This window comes from Sphingomonas sp. MA1305 (genome assembly GCF_016107325.1).
In the GTDB taxonomy this organism is placed as follows: Bacteria; Pseudomonadota; Alphaproteobacteria; order Sphingomonadales; family Sphingomonadaceae; genus Sphingomonas.
In genome coordinates, this window is record NZ_RCVT01000005.1 from 157,138 (window position 1) to 179,149 (window position 22,012).

General features: G+C 69.7%; 21 protein-coding genes. 15 read left to right on the plus strand and 6 right to left on the minus strand.

Annotated elements, in window-relative coordinates; translation table 11 throughout:
• Positions 1-9: 9 nt before the first annotated feature.
• A complete protein-coding gene (locus D9601_RS17330; RefSeq protein ID WP_198355325.1) occupies positions 10-834 on the minus strand; it encodes a glutathione S-transferase family protein in 825 nt (274 codons plus the stop codon).
• Between the two features lie 84 nt (positions 835-918).
• On the opposite strand from D9601_RS17330, the gene D9601_RS17335 reads away from it, so the two are divergent.
• Positions 919-1,563: a TetR/AcrR family transcriptional regulator gene (locus D9601_RS17335; protein WP_232474352.1), complete on the plus strand. Its 645-nt coding sequence runs from the start codon at positions 919-921 to the stop codon at positions 1,561-1,563.
• 93 nt (positions 1,564-1,656) lie between these two features.
• Positions 1,657-1,854, plus strand: a complete 198-nt coding sequence (locus tag D9601_RS17340; RefSeq protein WP_198355327.1) for a ComEA family DNA-binding protein — start codon at positions 1,657-1,659, stop codon at positions 1,852-1,854.
• Here D9601_RS17340 and D9601_RS17345 read toward each other — a convergent pair.
• From D9601_RS17345 to D9601_RS17355, 3 genes are all read right to left on the minus strand, one after another.
• Complete coding sequence (locus D9601_RS17345; protein WP_198355328.1) at positions 1,851-2,207, minus strand: hypothetical protein; 357 nt, start codon at positions 2,205-2,207, stop codon at positions 1,851-1,853. The two genes, D9601_RS17340 and D9601_RS17345, sit on opposite strands and share 4 nt — an antisense overlap.
• A 310-nt stretch (positions 2,208-2,517) precedes the next feature.
• Complete coding sequence (locus tag D9601_RS17350) at positions 2,518-6,759, minus strand: strawberry notch family protein (protein ID WP_198355329.1); 4,242 nt, start codon at positions 6,757-6,759, stop codon at positions 2,518-2,520.
• A 62-nt stretch (positions 6,760-6,821) separates the two neighbouring features.
• Positions 6,822-7,661, minus strand: coding sequence for a DUF7146 domain-containing protein (locus D9601_RS17355; protein ID WP_198355330.1), 840 nt, complete (start codon positions 7,659-7,661; stop codon positions 6,822-6,824).
• Between the two features lie 430 nt (positions 7,662-8,091).
• Here D9601_RS17355 and D9601_RS17360 point away from each other — a divergent pair, with 430 nt between their 5' ends.
• The 4 genes from D9601_RS17360 to D9601_RS17375 all read left to right on the plus strand — a co-directional run bounded on the left by D9601_RS17360 (position 8,092) and on the right by D9601_RS17375 (position 12,212).
• Positions 8,092-9,252: a replication initiation protein gene (locus tag D9601_RS17360; RefSeq protein ID WP_198355409.1), complete on the plus strand. Its 1,161-nt coding sequence runs from the start codon at positions 8,092-8,094 to the stop codon at positions 9,250-9,252.
• 164 nt (positions 9,253-9,416) lie between these two features.
• Positions 9,417-10,619 carry an AAA family ATPase gene (locus tag D9601_RS17365; protein WP_198355331.1) on the plus strand — a complete coding sequence of 401 codons (1,203 nt, stop codon included), beginning with the start codon at positions 9,417-9,419 and terminating at the stop codon, positions 10,617-10,619.
• 46 nt (positions 10,620-10,665) lie between these two features.
• Complete coding sequence (locus tag D9601_RS17370) at positions 10,666-11,694, plus strand: ParB/RepB/Spo0J family partition protein (protein WP_332838047.1); 1,029 nt, start codon at positions 10,666-10,668, stop codon at positions 11,692-11,694.
• Between the two features lie 254 nt (positions 11,695-11,948).
• Entirely contained in the window at positions 11,949-12,212 is a 264-nt protein-coding gene (locus tag D9601_RS17375; RefSeq protein WP_198355333.1) for a hypothetical protein, read from the plus strand.
• 25 nt (positions 12,213-12,237) lie between these two features.
• On the opposite strand, the gene D9601_RS17380 is transcribed toward D9601_RS17375, so the two are convergent.
• Positions 12,238-12,888: a hypothetical protein gene (locus tag D9601_RS17380; protein WP_198355334.1), complete on the minus strand. Its 651-nt coding sequence runs from the start codon at positions 12,886-12,888 to the stop codon at positions 12,238-12,240.
• 3 nt (positions 12,889-12,891) lie between these two features.
• Complete coding sequence (locus D9601_RS17385) at positions 12,892-13,287, minus strand: MerR family transcriptional regulator (RefSeq protein WP_198355335.1); 396 nt, start codon at positions 13,285-13,287, stop codon at positions 12,892-12,894.
• A 71-nt stretch (positions 13,288-13,358) separates the two neighbouring features.
• On the opposite strand from D9601_RS17385, the gene D9601_RS17390 reads away from it, so the two are divergent.
• The 9 genes from D9601_RS17390 (at position 13,359) to D9601_RS17430 (ending at position 21,955) form a co-directional block, all read left to right on the plus strand.
• Positions 13,359-14,009 (plus strand): cation transporter, encoded by a 651-nt coding sequence (locus D9601_RS17390; protein WP_198355336.1) that lies wholly within the window; start codon positions 13,359-13,361, stop codon positions 14,007-14,009.
• A 124-nt stretch (positions 14,010-14,133) separates the two neighbouring features.
• Positions 14,134-14,484: a hypothetical protein gene (locus D9601_RS17395; RefSeq protein ID WP_198355337.1), complete on the plus strand. Its 351-nt coding sequence runs from the start codon at positions 14,134-14,136 to the stop codon at positions 14,482-14,484.
• Between the two features lie 65 nt (positions 14,485-14,549).
• Complete coding sequence (locus D9601_RS17400) at positions 14,550-15,926, plus strand: TolC family protein (RefSeq protein ID WP_198355338.1); 1,377 nt, start codon at positions 14,550-14,552, stop codon at positions 15,924-15,926.
• Complete coding sequence (locus D9601_RS17405; RefSeq protein ID WP_198355339.1) at positions 15,923-17,101, plus strand: efflux RND transporter periplasmic adaptor subunit; 1,179 nt, start codon at positions 15,923-15,925, stop codon at positions 17,099-17,101. The genes D9601_RS17400 and D9601_RS17405 overlap by 4 nt, the downstream gene beginning before the upstream one ends.
• On the plus strand, positions 17,098-17,520 hold the full coding sequence (locus D9601_RS17410) for a hypothetical protein (RefSeq protein ID WP_198355340.1): 423 nt from the start codon (positions 17,098-17,100) through the stop codon (positions 17,518-17,520). The genes D9601_RS17405 and D9601_RS17410 overlap by 4 nt, the downstream gene beginning before the upstream one ends.
• Positions 17,517-20,765, plus strand: a complete 3,249-nt coding sequence (locus D9601_RS17415) for an efflux RND transporter permease subunit (RefSeq protein ID WP_198355341.1) — start codon at positions 17,517-17,519, stop codon at positions 20,763-20,765. The genes D9601_RS17410 and D9601_RS17415 overlap by 4 nt, the downstream gene beginning before the upstream one ends.
• A gap of 219 nt (positions 20,766-20,984) precedes the next feature.
• Complete coding sequence (locus D9601_RS17420) at positions 20,985-21,200, plus strand: hypothetical protein (protein WP_198355342.1); 216 nt, start codon at positions 20,985-20,987, stop codon at positions 21,198-21,200.
• A 16-nt stretch (positions 21,201-21,216) separates the two neighbouring features.
• The gene (locus D9601_RS17425; RefSeq protein ID WP_198355343.1) at positions 21,217-21,552 is read left to right on the plus strand and encodes a DUF190 domain-containing protein; all 336 of its coding nucleotides are present in this window, start codon (positions 21,217-21,219) and stop codon (positions 21,550-21,552) included.
• Between the two features lie 52 nt (positions 21,553-21,604).
• Positions 21,605-21,955 (plus strand): TFIIB-type zinc ribbon-containing protein, encoded by a 351-nt coding sequence (locus tag D9601_RS17430; protein ID WP_232474354.1) that lies wholly within the window; start codon positions 21,605-21,607, stop codon positions 21,953-21,955.
• The last annotated feature ends 57 nt before the right edge of the window (positions 21,956-22,012 follow it).

Consider the following 22,012-nt stretch of genomic DNA (forward strand, 5'->3'; position numbering starts at 1 on the left):
CTCCAGCCGTCAGGCCGGATCGAACGCCGGTTCGAGGTCCGGGAAGGCGGCAGCGAGCATGCGGTGCATGTAGCGGGAGAGGTTCGGGAGGCCGCGCGCGATGTCGCTGATCTCCGGGTGCATCGCCCGTGCCTGGAAGAGGCCGAGCGTCATGCCGACGACCATCGCGTCGAACGACGTCGGCTGCTCGGTGCCGAGCAGATAGTCGTTGTCGCCGAGCACCTCGGACAGCGCCAGCAGGTCCTTGCGTGCCTTTTCCACGATCTCCTCGGGCGTGTAGCGGGCGATGCCCTGATCGTAGCAGCGCCGCGCGCGGTCGGCGCGGATGGCGTCGAACGCGTCGATGACGGCCGGCGGCAGCACCGACGGATCGCCGACGGACGCGCGCAGCAGGAAGTCCCAGCCGGCGTCGTCGCAGAACTCGTAGTAGATGACGATCCAGTAGAGATGGTCCTCGAGCATGCGCTGGACGAGGTGTCCGGTCGCCCACTGCGCGGCGCTGAGGCCGGCATCGGGGTCTGCCTGGGTCCGCTTCAGGTAGCCGATGATGAGATCGGAATCGGTCAGCTTCACGTCGCCGGCGAGGATATACGGCACCTTTCCGCGCGGCGCATCCTCGGTGCCCTGCACCGGCACGACCTCATAGGGGATGCCGAACAGCCGGAAATACGCCTCCAGCTTGGTGGAGGGCGGCGACAGCGTCGAGAGGTGCCGCGCCACGTCGGGATTGCCGACCGCGAAACGGTAGAGCTTGGTGGCGCCGTCCGCGTCGATCCGCGCACGATCATAGGGGTTTTCGTAGACGGGCGGCAGGGCAGGCAGGTCGTTGGTCACGCATAAGCTTCATTGACTGTGGACTTTCCTACCGTTCCGCAATTAAATGCGGCGGTCAACAATTATCTGCGGATCGGTAGGGAAATGGAGGAAAGCCGGCGTGCGCGGGGCCGTCCCAAGCGGATCGACGATGGAGGCCTGCTCGACGCCGTGCAGGGCGTGTTCTGGGAAAAGGGATATGCGGGTGCGTCGCTCACCGACCTCGCCGGCGCCGCCGGCGTCAGCAGGCCGCGGCTGTACGACACCTTTCCCGACAAGGAGGCGATGTACCTCGCCGTCGTCGATCGCGTGATCGCCGAGACGGAGGCGGCGCTCGACACCGCGCTGCCGGCCGCGCGGCCGGTGCGGGATGAGCTGGCGGCGTTCTTCGCGATGTCGATCGACCATTATCTGTCCGGGGTGACGGCGCGCGGTTGCCTGGTGACGTGTACCGCGCCGGCAGAGGCGGCGGAGACGCCCGCGATCCGGGCCGCGCTCGGGCGGCTCATCGCCAGCCTCGACGGGACGTTCGAGCGTCGCTTCGCGATCGCCCGGGATCGAGGCGAAGTCTCCGCCAACATGTCGCCGGCCGTGCTCGGACGACTGGCCACGGCGATGGTGCAGAGCCTGGCGCTGCGGGCGCGCAGCGGCGTCGATCGCAGCGAGATGACCGCGATCGCCCGCGCGACCGTCGATGTGCTGGCGCCCGAGGGAGGATCGGCATCGTCTGGCCGGGATGCGCGCGCATGAGGCGACCATCGTGGTGGACGTCGAGCCGCGCTATCGGGGACGTCGACGGATAGCCATTGCCGATCCATGGGTCGGCCAGGAGGAGAACGCGCGATGACCCCGATCGATGTCAACACCGCCACCGCGGACGAGCTGGATGCGGTCGCCGCGCTGCAGGGCCATGGCCCGGAGATCGTCCGCTATCGCGACGAACGCGGGGGCTTCAGCGACCTGCGTCAGTTGGAGGAGGTGCCGGGCCTCGCCGGTAAGGTCGACGGCATCAGCACGGCTCTGACCGTCGGCGAGCGCTAGTTCGGCGGCTGGGCCGGCAGCTCGCTGAGAAAGGCAGCGATCAGGTCGGGATCGATTTCGTCGCGCGGCCCGAGCGGTCGTGCGCCCCGCGCGCGGTCGATCGCCGCCTGCAGATGAATCGCGGCGTCGCTTGTGCGATGCCCGTCGCGGTCAAAGAGCGCGAGCGCCATCTTCATCAGCGAGAGCGGCACCTTGACGGCGTCGCGCGCGGGAAACCCGGCATCGTGCCTGATCATAGCGGCCGCTTGTCGCAGCCGCATCGCGCCGGCGCGGTCGCCGACCCCGTCCAGCAGCTTCGCCGCCTGTCGCGCCAGATCGAGCGCGGCGGCGGTCCCCTGTTCCGGTGTGACCATGTGTCGACCCCCATCCAACAGCCGGCGACGTGCCCGGGCGGGGCACGTCGTCGCTCGAAACCGGGTGTTAGTCTCCTTGAACGAGCCAAGGCGCGAACGCCTTTAGGCCGGGTGGCCCTGGACATGCGCGTCCGCCACCCGGTCGATCGAACCGGCTCTCGCATTCAGGGAGACTAAGCCCTGCCACGCGCTAACGTGGTCCGGGGATGCTACCCGGTCGGGCTCTCGTCTGGCAAGGCGGCGAAGGCGCCATTGCCGACCAATTGGCCGGCGCTCCAGCCGCCGCGCGGCTTCGGTCGCCGACGCAGGATCATGGCGCCGCGGGCGACGACACGGCACCGGCCGACAGGCGCGCGATAAGCGCGTCCGCATCCGCCAGAGGCACGAACACGCGGGTACGGTATTGGATCACCTCGGTGAAGCAGCCGATCGACTTCAGCCATGCCAGTTGTCCGGCGGGACAGCCGACCAGCTCGAGCCGCTGCGTGCCGTTCACCAGCGCGCGCTTGACGGTGAGCCGAAACGGATGCGCGAGTTCGACGCTGCGTCCCGACAGCGCGGCCTTCGCGATCGCGGCGGGCGACAAGGCGTCCGCCGCCTCGAGCCCCAGCTTGGTGTAGAGCTGGACGACATGCTCGTCGAAGACGAGGCGCCCCAGCCACGACCGGCCCGACGCGTCGACGATTCGGTTCACGACGAGGTGATCCGACGGCAAGGCCGACCAGATCGGGAGCAGCAGGCCGGTGGCCAGCCTGATCGTCTCGACGTCGACGCACCCGGCGGCCTCGGTGGCTTCCGCGTTCCAGCCTTGCTCGAAGGCCGAGCGGTCGACCGGCGACCAGGCGGTCTCGAAGAGGTCGGCCTCGCGCAGATATTCCCGCCGGGTCGGGCGCTGAAGTTCGACCCGAGGTATCGAGGTGCCGTCCTCGGCATTCATGATGGCGCGGGCGCGGGTCTGGAGCGCGACCCGGCCGGACTTGCCATTGCGCAGGCACACCGCGTCGGGATCGCTCGCCAGGATCCGCTGGACGCGTTCGAGCGACACCACCCGCCGCGGCTGGGCGATCTCGATCGTGAGCAGGTGCGACGTGGCGCCGCTGTTCGGATCGGTGCGCAGCAGCCGGTCCTCGAGCACCGTCGCCCGCTCGACCGCGATCGTCTCGACACCGACGTCGAGGGTGCCAGCCTCGCGCGCCGCGGCCGTCCGCGCCTCCACCAGCGCCAGGAACTCGTCGAAAATCGCATTCTGGAGCGCGATCGGCAGCGCGAGCAGGCGATTGAGCCAGCGCTGGATCGGGGGCAGCTCGTCGCGCAGCACCCCATCTGTCGAGCACAGCGACAGGCCGCTCCGCCGCTCGAAGTCGTCGAGCGAGATGCTCGTAAGCTTGCCGGCGACGAGCAGGTGGAACCAGCTGACCAGCGCGGCGCACGCATATTCGCTTTCGAGATTGTCGGCCGGATCGAAGAGATTCTGGCCGCCGGTCTGGCGCTGCCCCCGGGTCAACGCCCCGAGGCTGTCGAGGCGGCGCGCGATCGTGCTGGTGAAGCGCAGCTCGCCCTTGCAGTTGGTCGTCACCGGCCGGAACAGCGGCGAACTCGCCTGATGCGTCCGGTGCGTCCGGCCGAGCCCCTGGATCGCACGATCGGCGCGCCAGCCGGGTTCGAGCAGGAAATGGACGCGCTGCGCCCGATTCACCGCGTCGAGGCTGGCATGGTAGGAACGGCCGGTGCCGCCCGCGTCGGAGAAGACGAGGATCCGCTTGCGACCGGCCATGAATGCCGCCGCCTCCGCCTGCGCGGTGCGTGTCGAGCGGCTCTCCAGCTTCTGAACGCCGGTGCTCGCGGTGATGAGCCGCTTGGTCCGACCGGTCACCTCCGCCACCGCGTCGTGGCCGAAGTGACCGATCAGCGTATCCAGCGCCGCGCCGATCGGGGGCAACGCACACAGATGCTCGATCATCCGGTCGCGCGCCGCCTCCGCCTCCGGATTGTGGACCGGCCGGCCATGATCGTCGACCATCGGCATCGAGCGCGCGGTCCCGGTATCGTCGGTGAAGACCCGCATCTGCCGGGTCGGAAAGGCGCGCTCGAGATAGTCGATGATATATTCCTTGGGCGACAGATCGATGTCGAGGTCCGCGCGTTCCTCGGGCGAGAGCTCGCCGAGGCGCCGGTCGAGGATCGATTCCGCGGTCGTCACGAGCTGCAACACCACCGACTGGCCGGCCGCGAGGTGCTGTTCCACCGCGGCGATGACGGTCGGCAGCTTCATGCCGAGCAGGACCTGGCCGAAGAAGCGCTGCTTGGTCGATTCGAAGCGCGACCGCGCGGCTGCCTTGGCGCCGCCGTTGAGTGTTTCGCCGCCCATCGCGTCGACGACGGCGGTCTGCTCGAGCGCCGCCTCCATGTTCTGGTGGATCACCGCCCACGCATCGGCATAGGTATCGTAGATCGCGACCTGCTCGGGCGTCAGCGCGTGCCGCAGGATCTCGTATTCGACGCCTGCGAAGCTCAGCGCACGCGCCATGTAGAGCCCCGTCGCCTTGAGGTCGCGCGCGACCAGTTCCATCGCCGCGATGCCGCCCTGCCGGATGCCGGCGATGAAGGCCTCGCGGTCGGCGAACGCGGTTTCGGGACCCCACAGGCCGAGCCGGACCGCATAGGCGAGATTGTTGACGTCGGAGGCGCCGGTCGCCGAGGCGTAGAGCACGCGGGCGTCGGGGAGATGGTTCTGGAGCAGGACGCCGCAGATCCCCTGGAGCGAGCCTTTCTTGGCGCCGAGTGCGCCCTCCCCGCCCGCGACGCCGCCCATTTCGTGCGCTTCGTCGAACGCGAGGACGCCGTCGAAGTCCGCGCCCGCCCAGTCGATCAGCTGCTGGAGCCTGGTGCGGTCGCCGCGGGCGGAGCGGAGCGTCGGATAGGTGACGAAGATCACGCCGCGGTCGAGCGAGATGGGTTCGTCGATCTTCCAGTTCGAGAGCGGCTGGATGTCGGCGGACAAGCCGCCGAGCGCCGTCCAGTCGCGGCGCGCGTCTTCGAGCAGCGGCTCGTTCTTGGTCACCCAGATATGGCGGCGACGCCCCTGCAGCCAATTGTCGAGAACACAGGCCGCCACCTGCCGCCCCTTCCCTGCCCCGGTCCCGTCGCCGAGCATGAACCCCTGGCGATACGCCTTGCCGTCGCCGGCGAGGTCGAGCCCGACACCTTCGGCGGCCGGGCGGAAGCGACCGGGCAAGGTCTGCGCCCAGGCGTGGCCCGCATAGACGACGGTTTCGAGCTGCGACGTCGAGAGCAGCCGTTCACTGACCGTCCGCTCGGGGAGACGAGGAATATAGGCGGGCACCGGAGCCGGGATCGATCCCATCGCCACCGATTCGACGAGCGCGGTCGGATGCTCGCCTGCCGCCTCGAAAGCGATTCTGCTCGGCCGGTAGGGAAGATAGACGCCAACCTGCTCGAGCTGGGCGGCGGGCACCTCCAATGTCGCATAGGCGACGGGCAGCACGTCGTTGCGCGCGGGCGCGAAGAACGGTCGGGCTCGCGCCGAAGCCTGCCTGACCGCGCTCAGCAACCCGACCGACCGCGCCGGCGATGTCGCTCGCACAGCCGGCGCGCTGGTGACCGGACAGCGCGGGGCGATAGCGATCGCATTGAGGAGCTCGGCGACCGTCTTGCGCTGGATCAGGCCCGGACGCCCTCCGCCGGCGATCTTGTCCGCGACCAGCAGCCTCACCGCGACACTCGTGCCATGCTTGGCGTAGGCGCGCTCGAGGCGGGCGAACGTGCGCACGCTCAGCCCCGCCAGGAGATGCTCGAAGACATCGCGCATCCGCGCGGATGGAGCGAACCAGTCGGGCAGGATCGCCACCACTCGCCCGCCGGGCAGCAGGCGGCGCAGCGCGCTCTCGACGTGGCGGATCGCCGCGAAGGGGTCCGCGCCGCGCCCGAGCGAACGCGAGAACGGCGGGTTCATGAGGACCACGGTCGGGCGGCGCAGGTCGGCATGCAGGCTGCCCAGCATCGCGCCGTCGTGACCGCTGATACGGGCGTCGGCGAACGCCGAGGTCAGTCGTGCGCGACGGCCGGGTTCGATCTCGTTGAGGTGAAGCTCGGCGCCGGCCGGCGCCTGGGCGACGAGCAGGCCGTTGCCTGCCGACGGTTCGAGCACCACGTCGTCCGGTCCGATCGCGGCGAGCAGGACCGCGAGCGCCGCGAGATCGATCGGGGTCGAGAATTGCTGCCAGTCGAGCTGGTCTTCGCCGCGAACCGTCTGGGTGGGAAAGCGCGCGAGCAGCGCGGCGGCATGGCCGACGTCGCCGAGCGCGGACAGCGGATAGGGGCGCGTGCGCAAATGGAGCGCGGTCGCCAGCTCGAGCACCTCGAAGCTGTCGCGCTGGGTCCAGCACCCATCGGCGTCGCTGCCGCCATAGGCCCTGATCATCGCCGCGTTGAGGTCGTTGCGGGCGATCGCGTCTTTGCCGGCGAGCAATGGCTGCAGCAGGTCGGCGGCACGGCGGTCGGCACGCAGCGGTGCGTCGGAAAGATGGGACATCGAGGTTCTCCGGGCGACGCCGCCCCCTGGCAGCATCACCCTCCCCCGCTCCCCCCTCCTCTCTAATCGCGGGCGACGAGCACCTCGGACCAGTCCTCGAACGGATCGGCCGGACCGTGCTGGCGGACACGCCGGTCGGCCGTCGCGTAACGGTGTTCGGCTCGGTCCGCCGCCCGGCGGCCCTCGGGGTCCTCGTCGCGCACGATGATGAGTTCGCGAACGCTGCCGGGAATCGCGAGCAGGTCGAGGCGCCGAGCGCCGAGCGCCGCCCAGCAGGGCGTGGCGTTGAGCCGGGTGTAGGCGGCCGCGGTTTCGAAGCCCTCGGCGATCGCCAGCACCTCGCCTGCCGGCTGGCCTTGCCAGGCGCCGCTGCCGGGACGGCCGAGCATCACCTTGCGGGTTCGGTTACCGGTGACCGGGTCCAGGAAGATGCGCTGGATCGCGACCAACCGGCTATGCTCCCGCACGGCGACCAGCAGGGCCGGCTCGAACAGCGTTGCCGGGCGCGGTCCGAACGGGCAGCGGGCGAGGAAGCGGACGTCGGCGCCCGGCGGGTCGATCCGTCTGCCCGACAGATAGCGGCGAGCGAGCGGACTGCGATCGGTATCGACGCTGCGCTCCCAGAGGCGCGCGATGTTTGCGGTGCCGGCCCGAACCTCGGACGGTGGCGGGTAATGGCGATCGGGCCGCACGAGGCGCAGCTCGCGGAGGATGTCGGCGGGATCGCAACCGGCAAAGCAGGTCGCGAGGATGGCACGCTCCCCCTGCCGCAGCGAGAGACTGGGGGTGCGATCGGCGTGGGCGGGACATCGGCACATCGCGGTGTAGCCGTGCCAGCGGCCACCGAGGGTGGCGACGAGGTCGATGAGTGCTTGTGTCGGACGGAGGGCGGTAAGCGGCATGATCGGTCTCCAGTCATGCCCGATCCCCCCCTCTCTTCTCTCAAAAAATCTCATCAACCGCCGCTGCGCCAGCAGCGGAAGCGATTCAGGATTCTAGAGATTCTGATTCGGGACGCCGAAACCCGCGGAACTCCGCGATTCGCGACGTGTCATCCTGTCCTCCTGGGGGTGTTTGCCTGACCTTCCGGGGGCTGAGACCTGACCGGGCGGGGGCCCTATCCTGACCTGTCGGGGTAACCTGACCTCGTGGGGGCTGGACTCGCCTGAACAGCCGATAACGGAACGGCGAGCCGACACCATTTTCATCCTGTCCTGCCTTGACGACGGCGGACAGGACAGGCAAGCCGACCGTGGGAGCGATTCGGCCATGGCCACTGCCGAAGAGATTATCGTGGACGATGAGGAACGCCAGCCGGAAGTCGGGAGGGCGATGCGGGTCGCGGCGGCGCTTTCCGCCAAACGGTCCGACGACTTCGCGAAGCCCGGCAAGCTCGTCGAGGTGCGGTTCGTCCGGGGCAACTCGCTCAGCCTGACCGCGTCCCGCCTGCTTGCGCTGATGATCCTGACCGCCGGCGGCGACGCGTGGCGCGACATGCCGCACCGCCTCCGTAAGGCCGACATCCGTCGCGGCCACAAGGGCAACGAGCGCATCTCCGACATGCTCGAAGAGCTTCACCGCACGCTGTTCGCCGAGGATGATCGCAGCTGGCGCGGCAAGAAGGCGACCCGCCGCTTCTCGCTCATCCAGATGTCGCGTGAGGAGACCGACGAGGACGGCGGCGTCGAGGCCGGCTGGATCGAATGGGAATTCACGCCGGATGCGCGCAAGCTCATCCAGGAATCGGAGACCTACGCGGTGCTCAACCGCCAGGCGGTACTGGGTTTTCGATCGAGCTATGCGCTCAAGCTCTACGAGGTCGGCGCGCTCCGCATCCACCGGCGACAACCGGTCTGGCGGACGGACATGGCGGGGCTGCGTGCGGCGCTCGGCATCCCGCCCGATGTCTACAAGGATTTCGCGCAGCTGCGACGCAAGGTTCTCCAGACCGCCAAGGCCGAGATCGACCAGCTTGCCCATTTCCGGGTCGAATGGTCCGAGACCCGCGCCGGGCGCACCGTCGTCGAGCTCGAGTTTCGGTTCGAGCCGAAGGATGCGCCGGCGCAGCTCGGTACGGTCGATGAACTGTCGCGGCATTCCGGCGGACGGCGTGCGCGACGCGACGGGACGGTCGAGACGCTGGTCGAGGGCGCGGTCGCGATCGGTGCGGCCGAGCGGTCCCCTCCCCTCCCCGCCCCATCGCCGCGTCTGGCGGCAGCGCCGGCCGTGCCCGCGATCACGCCGCCCGCGGCGGAACCCGGGGCCAAGCCGAAATTCGCGGCCTTCCCGGGCGGTTCGCTACGATATGCGGACGGCGCCGAGTTCCTGGCGATCGGTCGGGCCTATGGTGGCGGGTGGGACGTCGACCTGATCGCGCAGGCCTATCGAGCGCATATGGGCGAGCGGATCGCGCGACTGAGCGGGGTCAAACTGCAGCGCTCCTGGCAGGGCTTCTGCGAAAGCTACGTCACTCGGAAAGGTCGCCCGCAGTAGAAATTGCACCGGTGCAATTTTCCGTTTTCGCCCCCAAGCGGTCAGCTTGCACCCCGTCGTTTGCGCTCTCTAAGCGGGCGGGCCACGGTTTGCACTTGAGAGCGTCAGGTTGACGATAAACCGCAAATCGGTCATCCCTCCGTCGAATAGCGAAAGGTAGGGGAATGGCGACCGCGCTCGTGCGGGCAGGGCAGGCGGATCAGGCAAGGGTCGCGGCCCTCGCTGAGCGCTGCTCGAGCATTCTGGAGAAACTTCGCGACGGGGCGCAGAGCCGCCGGGCATCGGAGCGGCGCGAACCGACCTTCACCATCGGTCGCGCGGCGGATCTGGTCGGGCGCACGCCCGCAGCGATCCGCGAGGCGGAGAAGGACGGGCGGTTGCCCGAGCCGGGGCGGACCGACACCAACCGCCGCGTCGGGTATACGCTGGCGCAGGTCAACGACATGCGTGGGGTTTTCGGCACCCGGCCATGGCGCGACGCCGCCGACCCGTGCGCGATCGTCGCGGTGCAGAACTTCAAGGGCGGGGTCGGCAAGTCGACGCTGTCGGTCCATCTCGCGCAATATCTCGCGATGAGGGGCTATCGCGTCCTGCTGATCGATTGCGACAGTCAGGCGTCGGCGTCGACGCTGTTCGGCTATGTGCCCGACCTCGATCTCGACGAAGAGCAGACGCTGTATCCGTTCCTCCGTCAGGACGAACTGACCAGCCTCGACTATGCGATCCGGTCGACGCACTTCGATGGCCTCGACCTCATCCCGGCGAACCTGCGACTGTTCCAGTCCGAGTATGAGCTCGCCGCGCGCATGGCGCGAGGGCAGGGGGCGCTGCTCGACCGGCTCCAGCACGGGATCGCGTCGGTCGCCGATCGGTACGACGTGGTGGTGATCGATCCGCCCCCCGCGCTCGGGGCAATCTCGCTCTCGGTGCTACGCGCCGCCAACGCGCTCATCGTGCCGGTGCCCCCGACCGTGATGGACTTTGCGTCGACCGCGGCGTTCCTGGCGATGCTCGACGAGACGATGAGCGTCCTCCAGGAACATGGCATGGCGACGGAGCTCAGCTTCCTGAAGTTCGTGGCGTCCAAGGTCGACGAGAACAAGTCGATGCAGCGCGAACTGCTCGGCCTCATGAGCCAGCTCTACGGCCACGCGCTCGTTCGGACACCGCTCAAGGACTCGGCCGAGATCGACAATGCGTCGGCGCGGCTGATGACCGTCTACGAGCTCGACGGGCCGACCACGAGCAAGTCGGTGCGCGATCGATGCCTGAATTACCTCGACGGCGTGAACTCCGAGATCGAGGTCGATATCCGCGCGATGTGGCCGAGCCATGCCGCGCGGCTTCGGCGTGAGGGATTGGCATGAGCGCGCGAAAATTGCACCGGTGCAATTTCGCCGGGAAGGGGGTGCTGTGTCTATGAAAAACCGTGACTTCGCCGCCGGCCTGGTCGGCGCGATCGACGCGCCGGCGGAGCCTGTTGCGCGGCCGTCGCGGCTCGGCATGGGCGTGCTGGCGGGCCGCGGCAATCGGCTCGCGGAGCTCGCGAGCGGCAGCCTCGTCAATCGCGCGATCGAGCTGGTCGATCCGGCGCGCTGCCGGATGTGGCACGGCCACAACCGCGAATATGCGGACCTCTCGGAAGCGCGCTGCCACGACCTGATCGAGAGCCTGAAGGCCCAGGGTCGCCAGGAAGTGCCGGCGCTCGTCCGGCGCGTGCGGGACGATCCCGATCACGATTACGAGGTCATCTCGGGCGCACGGCGGCACTGGTCGATCAGCTGGCTGCGCAGCCACAACTATCCCGAATTTCGCTTTCTCGTCGAGGTGCGCGACCTGACCGACGAGGAGGCGTTTCGGCTCTCCGATATCGAGAATCGGGCGCGCGAGGACATTTCGGACTATGAGCGCGCTCGCGATTATCTGCGCGCGCTCGACGCCTATTACGACGGCAAGCAGACTGCGATGGCCGAGCGGATGAAGGTGACGCCGAGCTGGCTCAGCCGCTACCTCGATCTCGCCCGCCTGCCGGCGGCAATCCTCGGCGCGTTCGCGAGCCCGCACGACCTCGGCATCAAGCACGTCACCCAGCTCAAGCCGCTCATGAAGCCCGCGGATCGCGCCGCGCGGGTCGAGGCGACCGCGCGGGACATGAAGGCGACGCGCGAGAGTGGGGCAGGGGGGGCGTTGGCCCCCGCCGACGTCGTCCGTGCGCTGACGGCGGCAGCGGAAGCCCCCAGGAAGTCAGGACGGCCGAGCAGCGCCGCCGCCCCCAGGAGGTCAGGAACCCCGGTGTTCGAGAGTGCGGGGGGCAAGCCGATGCTGCGGGTCGACGCCGCGGAGCGGAAGGGCGTGACCCTGACGCTGCTGCCGCGCTCGGGCGCATCGCGCAGCGAGATCGAGGCGGCGTTCGCGAAGGTCCTCGACGAGCATTGGAGCTGACCCCGCGGCGATCGCCGGCGCGGCTTTCCAAATCGGGCACGCGCCGGTAGGCTTAACCTACTCGCGGAGACGCGGGCGGGTCCTGAAAAGCCCGAAGAGCAAGAGCCGGTTCGGTAAACCGGGTGGCGGACGCGTATGTCCAGGCCGCCCGGCTAAAGGCGTTCGCGCCTAGCTTGCTCTAGGTTTTCAGCACCCGGTTCGAAGCGACGGCATGCCCCGGCGGGCATGCCGCCGGCTTCCGGAGGGAGGCAAGGATGGAACAGTCCAACCGTGAAATCGCCGTGGCGGTCGGCCTGATGCGGATGGCGCGGTCCCTGCTCGACAGGGAAGGCCAGACGCACGGCGCGGCGCGGCTGCAGCAGGCGATCGACACGACCTTGGAGGAGCGACCGCTCGCGCCGGGCGAGGAAGTCGAGCCGGGCCAGGCGTGCCTGATCGCGGGTATCCCGCTCGGCGGGAGCCCGGACGGAGCATCGATCACCTATCTCGATGCCACCGCGAAATCCCTGCGGCGCTGAGGCGCGGGCGAAGGCATCGGATCCGCTAGGCAGCGTCCGCTGCGCTCCCCCGATGGAGACCGCCTAGCACGAGCCCCTTCGCTAGGAGGAGACAGCGGTAGAAGGCGTCGACCGCTTCGATGTAATGGCCGTCCGACACCCGCGGCGGATCCTCCGGGCCGAGCACGAACCGCACGGTGCGGCTGTCCTCGTCGGTGGTGGCGATGCTCGTCCAGAGATGCCGTGCGCTCAGGTGAACGAAGGCGCTCGCGTCGCGGTAGACACCCTGGATCCACGGGAAGGTCTCGGCGAGCCGTTCGAGCAAGCGGTGATCGTTGAGACGGGCGCCCGTGTCGTCCTTCAGCCGGAAGACCTCGGCGCCGCCCATCACGGCTTCGGCATAGGCATGGGGGTCGGAGACGAAGCGGAGCGCCGCGACCCGGAGCGCGGTGTCGAGCTGCATGCGGATCATCGGCGCGGCGGCATGGAAGTTTCGCGCCCGGATCATCGCGGGAAAGCCTTCGGCGAGCGCGACCGAGCGCTTGGCGGCGGCCAGCAGCAGCATGTCGATCTGCGAGACGGCGCCGAACGCGGCGAGCGCCGCCTGGCCATCGCGGAGAAACTCGCGCTGCTCGCGCGCGATCGCCTCGAGCCGGTCGGCCAGCGAAGGGGAGGGGGGTGCCGGCCGATCGGACATCGCTCAACCGGCTCGCGGCGCGAGCGCGTCGATGATCCGGCAATCCGCGATCGGCCCGCGAACGCAGCTGTCGAGGCGCCGTACCAGTTCGCCGCGCAGCGCCTTGAGGTCGGCGAGCTTGCGGTCGATCTCCGCCACCTGGCTCGTCGCCATCGCATCGACGTCCTCGCACGTCCCGTCGGGATCGTCGGCCAACCGGAGCAGTTCGCGCACCTGGTCGAGCGTGAAGCCGAGATCGCGCGCGCGCTTGACGAAGGAGAGCCGATCGAGATGCGCGCGCTCATAGACGCGGTAATTGCCGCCCGTGCGCGTCGGCGCGGTGATGAGGCCTTCCGCCTCGTAGAACCGGACGGTCTCGACCTTCAGCCCGGTCTGCTTCGCGATCTCACCGATTCTCATGCAATCACCGCTTGACCCTCTAGTGGGATGAGGGTTCATATAGGGGGTCCGACACGCGAATCGAGATGGTGATGGCGGACGATTGCTGCTCCAGGAAAGGCGATACGATCGCCGAACTTGGCCGAAAAGCCGACCAGCGGCGCGTGCTCATCGTCGTCATGGCGATCAATTTCGTCATGTTCGCCGTCGAGTTCGGCGGTGGCCTGTTCGCGCGCTCGTCCGCACTGATGGCCGATTCGGTCGACATGCTGGGCGACGCGGTCGTCTATGCCCTGAGCCTCTATGCGCTGAGCCGCGGCCCGCGATGGGAGGCCGGCGCGGCGATCGTGAAGGGCGGCATCATCCTCGCGTTCGGCGTGGCGGTCCTCGCCGAGATCGCCGACAAGCTGATCAACGGCGTCGCGCCGTCGTCGACGCTGATGCTCGCCTTCGGCAGCGCCGCGCTCGCGGCCAACCTGACCTGCCTCGCCTTGCTTTGGCGCTTCCGGTCGGCGAACGTGAACATGTCGAGCACCTTCGAATGCTCGCGCAACGATGTCGCGTCGAACGTCGGCGTCCTTGCCGCCGCCGGGCTGGTCGGCGTGACGGGCGCGGCGTGGCCCGACGTGGCGGTCGCCGCGATCATCGCTCTCATCTTCCTGCGCTCGGCATGGCGCGTGCTTGGCGAGGCTATCCCCGCCTGGCGGTCGGCGCGTCCATTACCGCCCGAGGTGCTGCGATAATGTTCGCACGCGTGATGGTCATCGGAGACAATGTATCATCTCGCCGACAACTTGCCGCTGCGCGTGCGCATCTTGCCGTCGTCGGGACTATCGCGTGCGACATGCTACTGCTAGGGCCGTGTCCGTGCGGTTGCTGCTGAACATCCTTGCCTGCCTGACGCTCGTCGTCGGCCTCGGGTCGACGGCGATGGCGCACGCGCTGGAGCGTCCGGACGTCAGCGTGTCCGCGCAGGCCCCGATCGCCGAGCAGTTCGCTGAGGGCCACAGCCCGGGCGATGCCGACCAGGTCCCCGCGGACGGGGACAAGGGCTACCCCCATCATCACGGCGGCTGCCACGGCGATCATGCCGCAGCTCCCATCAAGATCGCCTCGACGGCGTGGACGGCGGATCTCCGCGCGATCCCGTCGTCCACGGTCCGGGGCATGCTGCCGCGCGCGACCGCCGATCCGGCGCTGAGGCCACCGCAAGCCTGACGACCCGCTGACCCCGCCGGCCCATGCCGCGCGGGGCGACCCCGGTTCGTCAGGAGTTGTCCATAATGCATCGTATCATCGCGGCCGTGCTGGCCGCGGCGTCGCTGGCCGCTGGGGCCGCGGCGCAAACGGCGCCGCCGCCCGGGCTTCCGGCGGCGACGGCGCCGCAATCGCTCGACACGTTCTCTCTCGAGAGCGCGCTCAGGGCAGGCGGGGTCGGGTCGGCCGCGCTGCCTGCCGCCGACCGTGCTCCTGCCGGTGCGCCGAGCGGCAGTCTGCAGTCCGGCGTCAGCGGTCCGGTCGGTCTGCCCTCGGTGGCGGCGGCGACCGCCAGCGTCGATGCCGCGACCGCGGCGCGGCGGGTGGCGGGGCTGCGTCCCAATCCGGAGCTGCAGGCGCAGGTCGAGAACATCGCCGGCACCGGGGTCTACAAGGGGCTGAGAAGCTCCGAGACGACGGTCGGGGTCGCGCTCCCGCTCGAGCTGGGCGGCAAGCGGCCGGCGCGGGTCGCGCTCGCGAATGCCCGACTGACGCGCGCGCAGATCCAGACCGAGATCGCGCGCGCCGACCTGCGCCTGCGGATCACGCAGCTCTATGTCGAGGCAGCCGCCGCCGAGCGGCGGTCGGAGGTGCTCGGCGAGCAGGCCGCGATCGCCGGAAACGCGTTCCGGATCGCCAGTGACCGGGTCCAGGTCGGCGACGTCGGCCCGATCGAGCAGCAGCGCGCCGAGGTATTGCGCATCAACGCGCAGATCGCCGCCGAGAGCGCGACCCGCCAGGCCGCGGCGGCGCGTGCCAACCTTTCCACGTTACTCGGTGCGCCGGTGACCGGGCCGCTCGATCGCGCCTGGTTCGATCGAATCGACGGCTATGGCCCGCCGCGCCCGGTCGAGGTCGAGGGGACGCTGACGCTCGCCGCCGCGCAGGCCGACGTGCGGACGGCCGACGCGCAGGTGCGCGTGGCGCGCTCGCTGCGCGTGCCGGATCTGACCGTCAGCACCTTCGCCCGGCGGCTGCAGGCCACCAACGACACTGCCGCGGTGGTCGGCATCTCGATCCCGCTGCCGGTGTTCAACAACGGCAGCGCGTTCGTCGCGCAGTCGCGCTCCGAGCAGACGGTCGCGGTCGCGCAGCGCAATCTGGCGGTGATCGATACCCGTCAGGCGATCGCCAGCGCCCAGACCGAGGTCGCGAACGCCGCGGCGACGGCCCGCGCGGCCGGTGGTCCCGGGCTCGCCGCCGCGCAGGAGGCGGCGCGCATCGCCCGCATCGGCTGGGCGCAGGGCAAGTTCGACCAGATCGCGCTGCTCGATGCCGAGCGCACGCTCTCACAGACCCGTCAGTCCTACGTCGATGCGCTCGCCGCGTACCACGACGCGCAGGCACGGCTCGACCGGCTGACGACGCCGGCTCCCACGAATTTCGGAGACACCCCGCAATGATCGATGTTGCACGCCAGAACCCGCGCCTGCTCGGCGGCGCGGCCGCGATTGCCCTCGTTGCCGCCATCGGCGGCTTCTCCGTCGCCAAGTGCAGCGGCGACAGCCCCGCGACGACCGAGACTGCGGCCGGCAACGCCGCAGCGCCCGCGCCGCAGGAGAAGGCGCCCGATACGGTCGCGATGACGGCGCAGGCGATCGAGCAGGCCGGGATCGCCACCGATGTCGTGCGCGCCGGCGGCCTGGGCGCGGAAATCGTCGCCCAGGCGACGGTCAATGCCGCGCCGTCGGGCGAGGCGATCGTCACCGCGCGCGCCGCGGGCGCGGTCACGCGGCTGATGAAGCGACTGGGCGATCCGGTGCGCGCGGGCGAGACGCTCGCCGTCGTCGAGAGCCGCGACGCCGCGCAGATCGCCGCCGAGCGCACCGCGGCGGTGGCCAAGTCGGTGCTGGCGCAAAAGGCGCTCGCGCGCGAAAGCTATCTCTACCGCCAGAAGGTGTCGGCGCGGGTCGAGCTCGAGCAGGCCCAGGCGGAAGCCGCGTCAGCCGCCGCCGAGGCGCGCCGTGCGAGCGTCGCCGCCGGTGCCGCCAAGGTCACCGCCGACGGCCGCGGCGTGATCGTGTCAAGTCCGATTTCGGGTCGGGTGACCGCCGAGGCTGCGTCACTCGGCGCCTTCGTCCAGCCCGAGACCGAGCTGTTCCGCGTCGCCGACCCGACCAAGATCCAGATCGAGGCCGCGGTGGGCGCGACGGACGCGCAGCGGCTGGCGCCGGGCGATCGCGCGATCGTCGAGCTGCCCGACGGCAAGGCGCTCGAGGGGAGGGTGCGGGCGGTGACGCCGGGTCTCGCCACCGAGACCCGGTCCGCGACCGCGGTGCTCGACGTGCCGGGCGCGTTGCAGCCCGGCCTGCCCGTCCGCGTCCGGCTGTTGCCGAGCCGCGGCGCCGTCTCCAGCGCGATCGTCGTTCCCGAGGACGCGGTCCAGTCGCTCGAGGGCCGCGACGTGGTGTTCGTGCGCACCGCGGCCGGCTTCCGCGCCCAGACCGTATCGATCGGCGAGCGCAGCAACGGCCGCGTGGAGATTGTGAAGGGGCTGGCGAACGATCAGCGGATCGCCACCAAGAACGCCTTCCTCCTGAAAGCCGAGCTCGGGAAGGGCGCGGGGGAGGAGGAGTGACCGCCGTCGCCGCCCGGCCGCTCCTCGCCATGGTGCCCGTCCTAGGGCTGTTGCAGGGCTGTCTGCCGGGAGAGCCGGTGAGGCTGCCGGTCACCCGCGCGTCGGGCCGCGATCTCACGATCTGGACCGTCGCCACGCGACGGGTCGAGGAGGGATTGCTCGTCCACGGCGTCGTCCGCGGCGCGCCGCTGGCGCTCGGCCCGATCCACGGCCACCTTCATGTCGTCGCGACGCCGCGTGACGGCGGCGCGCCGATCGTGGTGGACACGAACTGGGGCAGCATGTCGGGAGGGAAGTCCCGGCTCGCCGACTTCTACGCCACCGTCCCGGTCGCTGACACCCGCACGCTCGCCGCCGTCTCCGTCGCCTACGTCGCGACGAGCGACGCGGCGACGCCCAATCTGGATATCAAGCAATGATCGCCAATCTCATGGCGCTCTCCGTCCGCGCACGCTGGGCGGTGCTCGCGCTGTTTCTCGTCGTCGCCGGCGTCGGCGTCTGGCAGCTCACCAAGCTGCCGATCGACGCCGTCCCCGACATCACCAACAAGCAGGTCCAGATCAACACGATCGATCCGCGGCTGTCGCCGGTCGAGATCGAGAAGCTGGTCACCTATCCGGTCGAAATCTCGCTGGCCGGCATTCCGGGCCTCGAGACGACGCGCTCGATCTCGCGCAACGGCTTCAGCCAAGTCACGGCGATCTTCACCGACAAGACGGACCTCTATTTCGCCCGCCAGCAGGTCGGCGAGCGGCTGCGCCAGGCGACCGATCGCCTCCCCGACGGGGTGCAACCGCAGATCGGACCGGTGACCACCGGTCTCGGCGAGATCCTCATGTACACGGTCGGCTACGCCAACCCGGACGGCAAGGGCGCCCGCAAGGTCGCGGGCCAGCCCGGCTGGCAGCCCGACGGCAGCTATCTCACCCCCGAGGGTGAGCGGCTCACCGATCCGGTCGCCAAGGCCGGCTACCTGCGCACGGTCCAGGACTGGATCGTCAGCCCGCAGCTGCGCGCGGTGCAGGGCGTCGCCGGCGTCGACTCGATCGGCGGCTTCGCGAAGACGTTCGTCGTCGAACCCGATCCGGTGAAGCTCTCCAGCTTCGGCATTTCCTATGCCGAGCTCGGGCAGGCGCTCGAGAACGCCAACCTCGCGGTCGGCGCGAACTATTACAACCGGGGCGGCGAGGCCTATCTGGTCCGCGTCGACTCCCGCGTGCGGACGGTCGACCAGATCCAGAACGCCGTCGCCGCGACCCGCGGCGGCGTGCCGATCACGATCGGACAGATCGCCAACGTGAAGATCGGCGGCGACCTGCGCACCGGTGCGGGAAGCCTGAACGGCCAGGAGGCCGTCATCGGCACCGTGCTGATGCTGATCGGCGAGAACAGCCGCATCGTTGCCGAAGACGCATCGAAGCGGCTCGACCAGATCGCCAAGTCGCTGCCGCCCGGCGTCCAGGTCAAGGTCGTGCTCGATCGCGCCAAGCTGGTGAGCGCGACCGTGGGCACGGTGGAGCGCAACCTGACCGAAGGCGCGATCCTCGTCGCCGTCTCGCTCTTCCTCCTGCTCGGCAACTGGCGGGCGGCACTGATCGCGGTGCTCGTGATCCCCTTCTCGTTCCTGATGATGGCGATGGGGATGAATGTCTTCGGTGTGCCCGGCAATCTGATGAGCCTCGGCGCGCTCGACTTCGGCCTGATCGTCGACGGCGCGGTGATCATCATCGAGAACTGCCTGGCACGCCTCGCCCATCGGCAGGAGCATGAGGGCAGGCTGCTCAGCCTGCGCGAACGGCTCGAGGAGACGATGCGGGCGGCGCAGGAGATGATCAAGCCGACCGTCTTCGGTCAGGCGATCATCCTGCTCGCCTTCGCGCCGCTGCTCATGTTCACCGGCGTCGAGGGCAAGACGTTCTCGCCGATGGCGATCACCATCATGCTCGCCCTCGTGGCGGCGTTCGTGCTGGCGATCACGCTGGTCCCGGCGCTCGTCGCGATCCTAATCCGCGGCAAGGTCGCGGAGAAGGACGTGTGGCTCATCCGCAAGTCGAAGGAGCGGTATCTGCCGCTGCTCGACAAGGCGATCGCGAAGCCATGGCCGTTCATCCTCGGCGGCCTCGCCTTCTTCCTCGCGGCGATCCCGGCGTTCGGCCTGCTCGGCTCGGAATTCATCCCGCAGCTCGACGAGAAGAACCTGGCGCTCGCATCGACGCGCGTGCCGTCGGTGAGCCTCGAGCAGTCGCTGGCGATGCAGCGCGAGGTCGAGGCGGCGGTGAAGCAGTTGCCCGAGGTCGAGACGATGTTCTCGAAGACCGGCACCGCCGAGGTCGCGACCGATCCGATGCCGCCCAACGTCTCCGACGGTTTTGTCATTCTGAAGCCGCAGGAGGAGTGGCCCGACGGCGTCAAGACCAAGGCCGACGCCATCGCCCGGATCGAGAAGGCGGCGGGCGGACAGCTCGGCAACCTCTACGAGGTCAGCCAGCCGATCCAGCTGCGCTTCAACGAGCTGATCGCGGGTGTCCGCGGCGACGTCGCGATCAAGCTCTACGGCGACGATCTCGATCTCATGTCACGGACCGCCAACGAGATGGTGCGGGTGCTGCAGGGCATCCCGGGCGCGGCGAGCGTCAAGGCCGACCAGGTCGGCGGCGCACCAACGCTCGACATCAAGCTCGATCGCGCCGCGATCGCGCGGCTCGGCCTCACCGTCCGCGACGTCTCGGACACGATCGCGGCGGCGCTCGGCGGTCGCGAATCCGGGCTCGTCTACGAAGGCGATCGCCGCTTCGACGTCACCGTGCGGGTGCCGGAGGCGACCCGGGCGAACCTCGACGACATCCGCTCGCTGCCGGTGCTCTTGCCGGCGGTCGAGGGGAGGCCGCGGTCGCAGGTGCCGCTCGCCCAGGTCGCGCAGATCCGGCTGACGGAAGGCCTGAACCAGGTCAGCCGCGAGAACGGCAAGCGCCGCGTCGTCGTCCAGGTCAACCTCGCCGGTCGGGACGCCGGGTCGTTCGTCCAGGAGGCGCAGGCCAAGATCGGCCAGCTGAAGCTGCCGGCGGGCTATTACCTCGAATGGGGCGGGCAGTTCGAAAGCCTCGCCGCGGCGACGTCGCGTCTGTCGATCGTGGTGCCGCTTTGCTTCCTCGCGATCTTCGGGCTGCTCTATCTGGCGCTCGGCGGGTTCGGGCGAGCGGCGGCGGTGTTCCTGGCGGTGCCGCTCGGCCTTGCCGGCGGCGTCTTCACGCTGGCGCTCACCGGCATCAACTTCTCGGTATCGGCGGCGGTGGGGTTCATCTGCCTCGCGGGCGTCGCGGTGCTCAACGGGCTGGTCGTGATGACCGAGATCCGGCGGCGCAGCGAGGACGGGCTGCCGCTCGCCGAAGCGATCCGCGAGGGCATGCGCGAGAAGATGCGCGCGGTCGTGATGACCGGGTTCGTGCCGGCGATCGGCTTCGTGCCGATGGCGCTCGCGCACGGCACCGGCGCCGAGGTGCAGAAGCCGCTCGCAACGACCGTCATCGGCGGCCTGATCGCGGCGACGATCCTGACGCTCCTGGTGCTCCCGGCGATCGCGACCGTGGTCCTCGGCCGCTTCGGCGGCGCACAGGCCCGCGACGAGCGGCGGGACGGCGATGTGCCGGCGGAGGCCGGTGCATGACCGCCTGCTGCCTCGTCGCCGACGCTGCGCGAACCCCATTCCCGGACGGCCCGGCATCGCTCCCCCTGGCGATGCGGCACGCCATACCCCCTGGCGTGCCGACGGCGGGCCGGTCGAGCTTCGGCTCGGCCGAATCCGCCGAGCCGACAATCGATCCGAAACGCTGCAGCCGGCCGCCGCAACCGCGCCGGCGCTCGGTTCCGATGGAGGAGAGACACTATGGCACTCGTCAAATCGGTGATGGCCGGCACGGGAGCATCGCTGCTGGTCGCCAACGCCTTCCATGCCGAAGGGAGCGGCGACGGCGGTCCGCTGATGATCTCGGACTTTCAGGTCTTCGACCATCGGGTTTCCTGGTCGTGGCTCGTCTTCGCCGTCGTGACCGTCCTGGTCTGGCTGCTCGGCAAGGCGGTCAACCATTCGAGCATTCGATAACGAGAGGAGAACGGCGATGACGGCCGGGCACGCGCTGCTGCGCATCTACACCGACGAGACCGCTTATTGCGGCGATCGCAAGGTCTTCGAGATCGTCGCCGAGCGCGCGCGCGACGCGCGGCTCGCCGGGGCGACGGTCATCGAGGCGATGATCGGCTTCGGCCGGTCGGCGCACATGCATCGCCGCCATATCCTCGAGAACGATCGCTCGGTCGTCATCGAGCTGGTCGACCAGGAGGAACGCCTCCGCGCCTTCATGACGGACCAGCGCGACCTCGCCGGCATCGGGCTGATGACGCTCGAACGGGTCGAAGTGATCGAAACGGGTGCGGCCCAGCCCGAGCACGCCTGACCCCCGCACGAACCCGCTGCCGGCCACGCGCCGGCACCAGAAAGGACCGACCATGACCGATACCGCCACGCCCGCACCGCGCCCGCAGGGGATGTTGTGCCCCCCCTGCAAGGTGGATCTGCTGCTCACCGAGCGGCAGGGCATCGAGATCGACTACTGCCCGACATGCCGCGGCGTGTGGCTTGACCGGGGCGAGCTGGACAAGATGATCGAGCGCAACGCCGACTATCAGGCGGCGGCGCCCCGCGCGGACGCGCCGCGCTATCCGTCGCTGCGCGACGCCGCGCCCGCGGGGCCGTGGGGCCAGCACGACGAGCATCGCGGCTTCGGCCGGCACGGTGGCGACCGGCACGGCGGCGGTCATCGTCGCCGGGGCTTTCTCGGCGGTCTGTTCGACGACTGAGGGGCCCGCGAAATGACGCTCCCGACCGCAGCGCCGCGTTCCGCCGCCAACGACGAT

Coding starts and splice junctions, on each gene's coding strand:
- D9601_RS17335 (WP_232474352.1), top strand. CDS start 919: ATGGAGGAAAGCCGGCGTGCGCGGGGCCGTCCCAAGCGGATCGACGAT.
- D9601_RS17340 (WP_198355327.1), top strand. CDS start 1,657: ATGACCCCGATCGATGTCAACACCGCCACCGCGGACGAGCTGGATGCG.
- D9601_RS17345 (WP_198355328.1), bottom strand. CDS start 2,207: ATGGTCACACCGGAACAGGGGACCGCCGCCGCGCTCGATCTGGCGCGA.
- D9601_RS17350 (WP_198355329.1), bottom strand. CDS start 6,759: ATGTCCCATCTTTCCGACGCACCGCTGCGTGCCGACCGCCGTGCCGCC.
- D9601_RS17355 (WP_198355330.1), bottom strand. CDS start 7,661: ATGCCGCTTACCGCCCTCCGTCCGACACAAGCACTCATCGACCTCGTC.
- D9601_RS17360 (WP_198355409.1), top strand. CDS start 8,092: ATGCGGGTCGCGGCGGCGCTTTCCGCCAAACGGTCCGACGACTTCGCG.
- D9601_RS17365 (WP_198355331.1), top strand. CDS start 9,417: ATGGCGACCGCGCTCGTGCGGGCAGGGCAGGCGGATCAGGCAAGGGTC.
- D9601_RS17375 (WP_198355333.1), top strand. CDS start 11,949: ATGGAACAGTCCAACCGTGAAATCGCCGTGGCGGTCGGCCTGATGCGG.
- D9601_RS17380 (WP_198355334.1), bottom strand. CDS start 12,888: ATGTCCGATCGGCCGGCACCCCCCTCCCCTTCGCTGGCCGACCGGCTC.
- D9601_RS17385 (WP_198355335.1), bottom strand. CDS start 13,287: ATGAGAATCGGTGAGATCGCGAAGCAGACCGGGCTGAAGGTCGAGACC.
- D9601_RS17390 (WP_198355336.1), top strand. CDS start 13,359: ATGGCGGACGATTGCTGCTCCAGGAAAGGCGATACGATCGCCGAACTT.
- D9601_RS17400 (WP_198355338.1), top strand. CDS start 14,550: ATGCATCGTATCATCGCGGCCGTGCTGGCCGCGGCGTCGCTGGCCGCT.
- D9601_RS17405 (WP_198355339.1), top strand. CDS start 15,923: ATGATCGATGTTGCACGCCAGAACCCGCGCCTGCTCGGCGGCGCGGCC.
- D9601_RS17415 (WP_198355341.1), top strand. CDS start 17,517: ATGATCGCCAATCTCATGGCGCTCTCCGTCCGCGCACGCTGGGCGGTG.
- D9601_RS17420 (WP_198355342.1), top strand. CDS start 20,985: ATGGCACTCGTCAAATCGGTGATGGCCGGCACGGGAGCATCGCTGCTG.
- D9601_RS17425 (WP_198355343.1), top strand. CDS start 21,217: ATGACGGCCGGGCACGCGCTGCTGCGCATCTACACCGACGAGACCGCT.
- D9601_RS17430 (WP_232474354.1), top strand. CDS start 21,605: ATGACCGATACCGCCACGCCCGCACCGCGCCCGCAGGGGATGTTGTGC.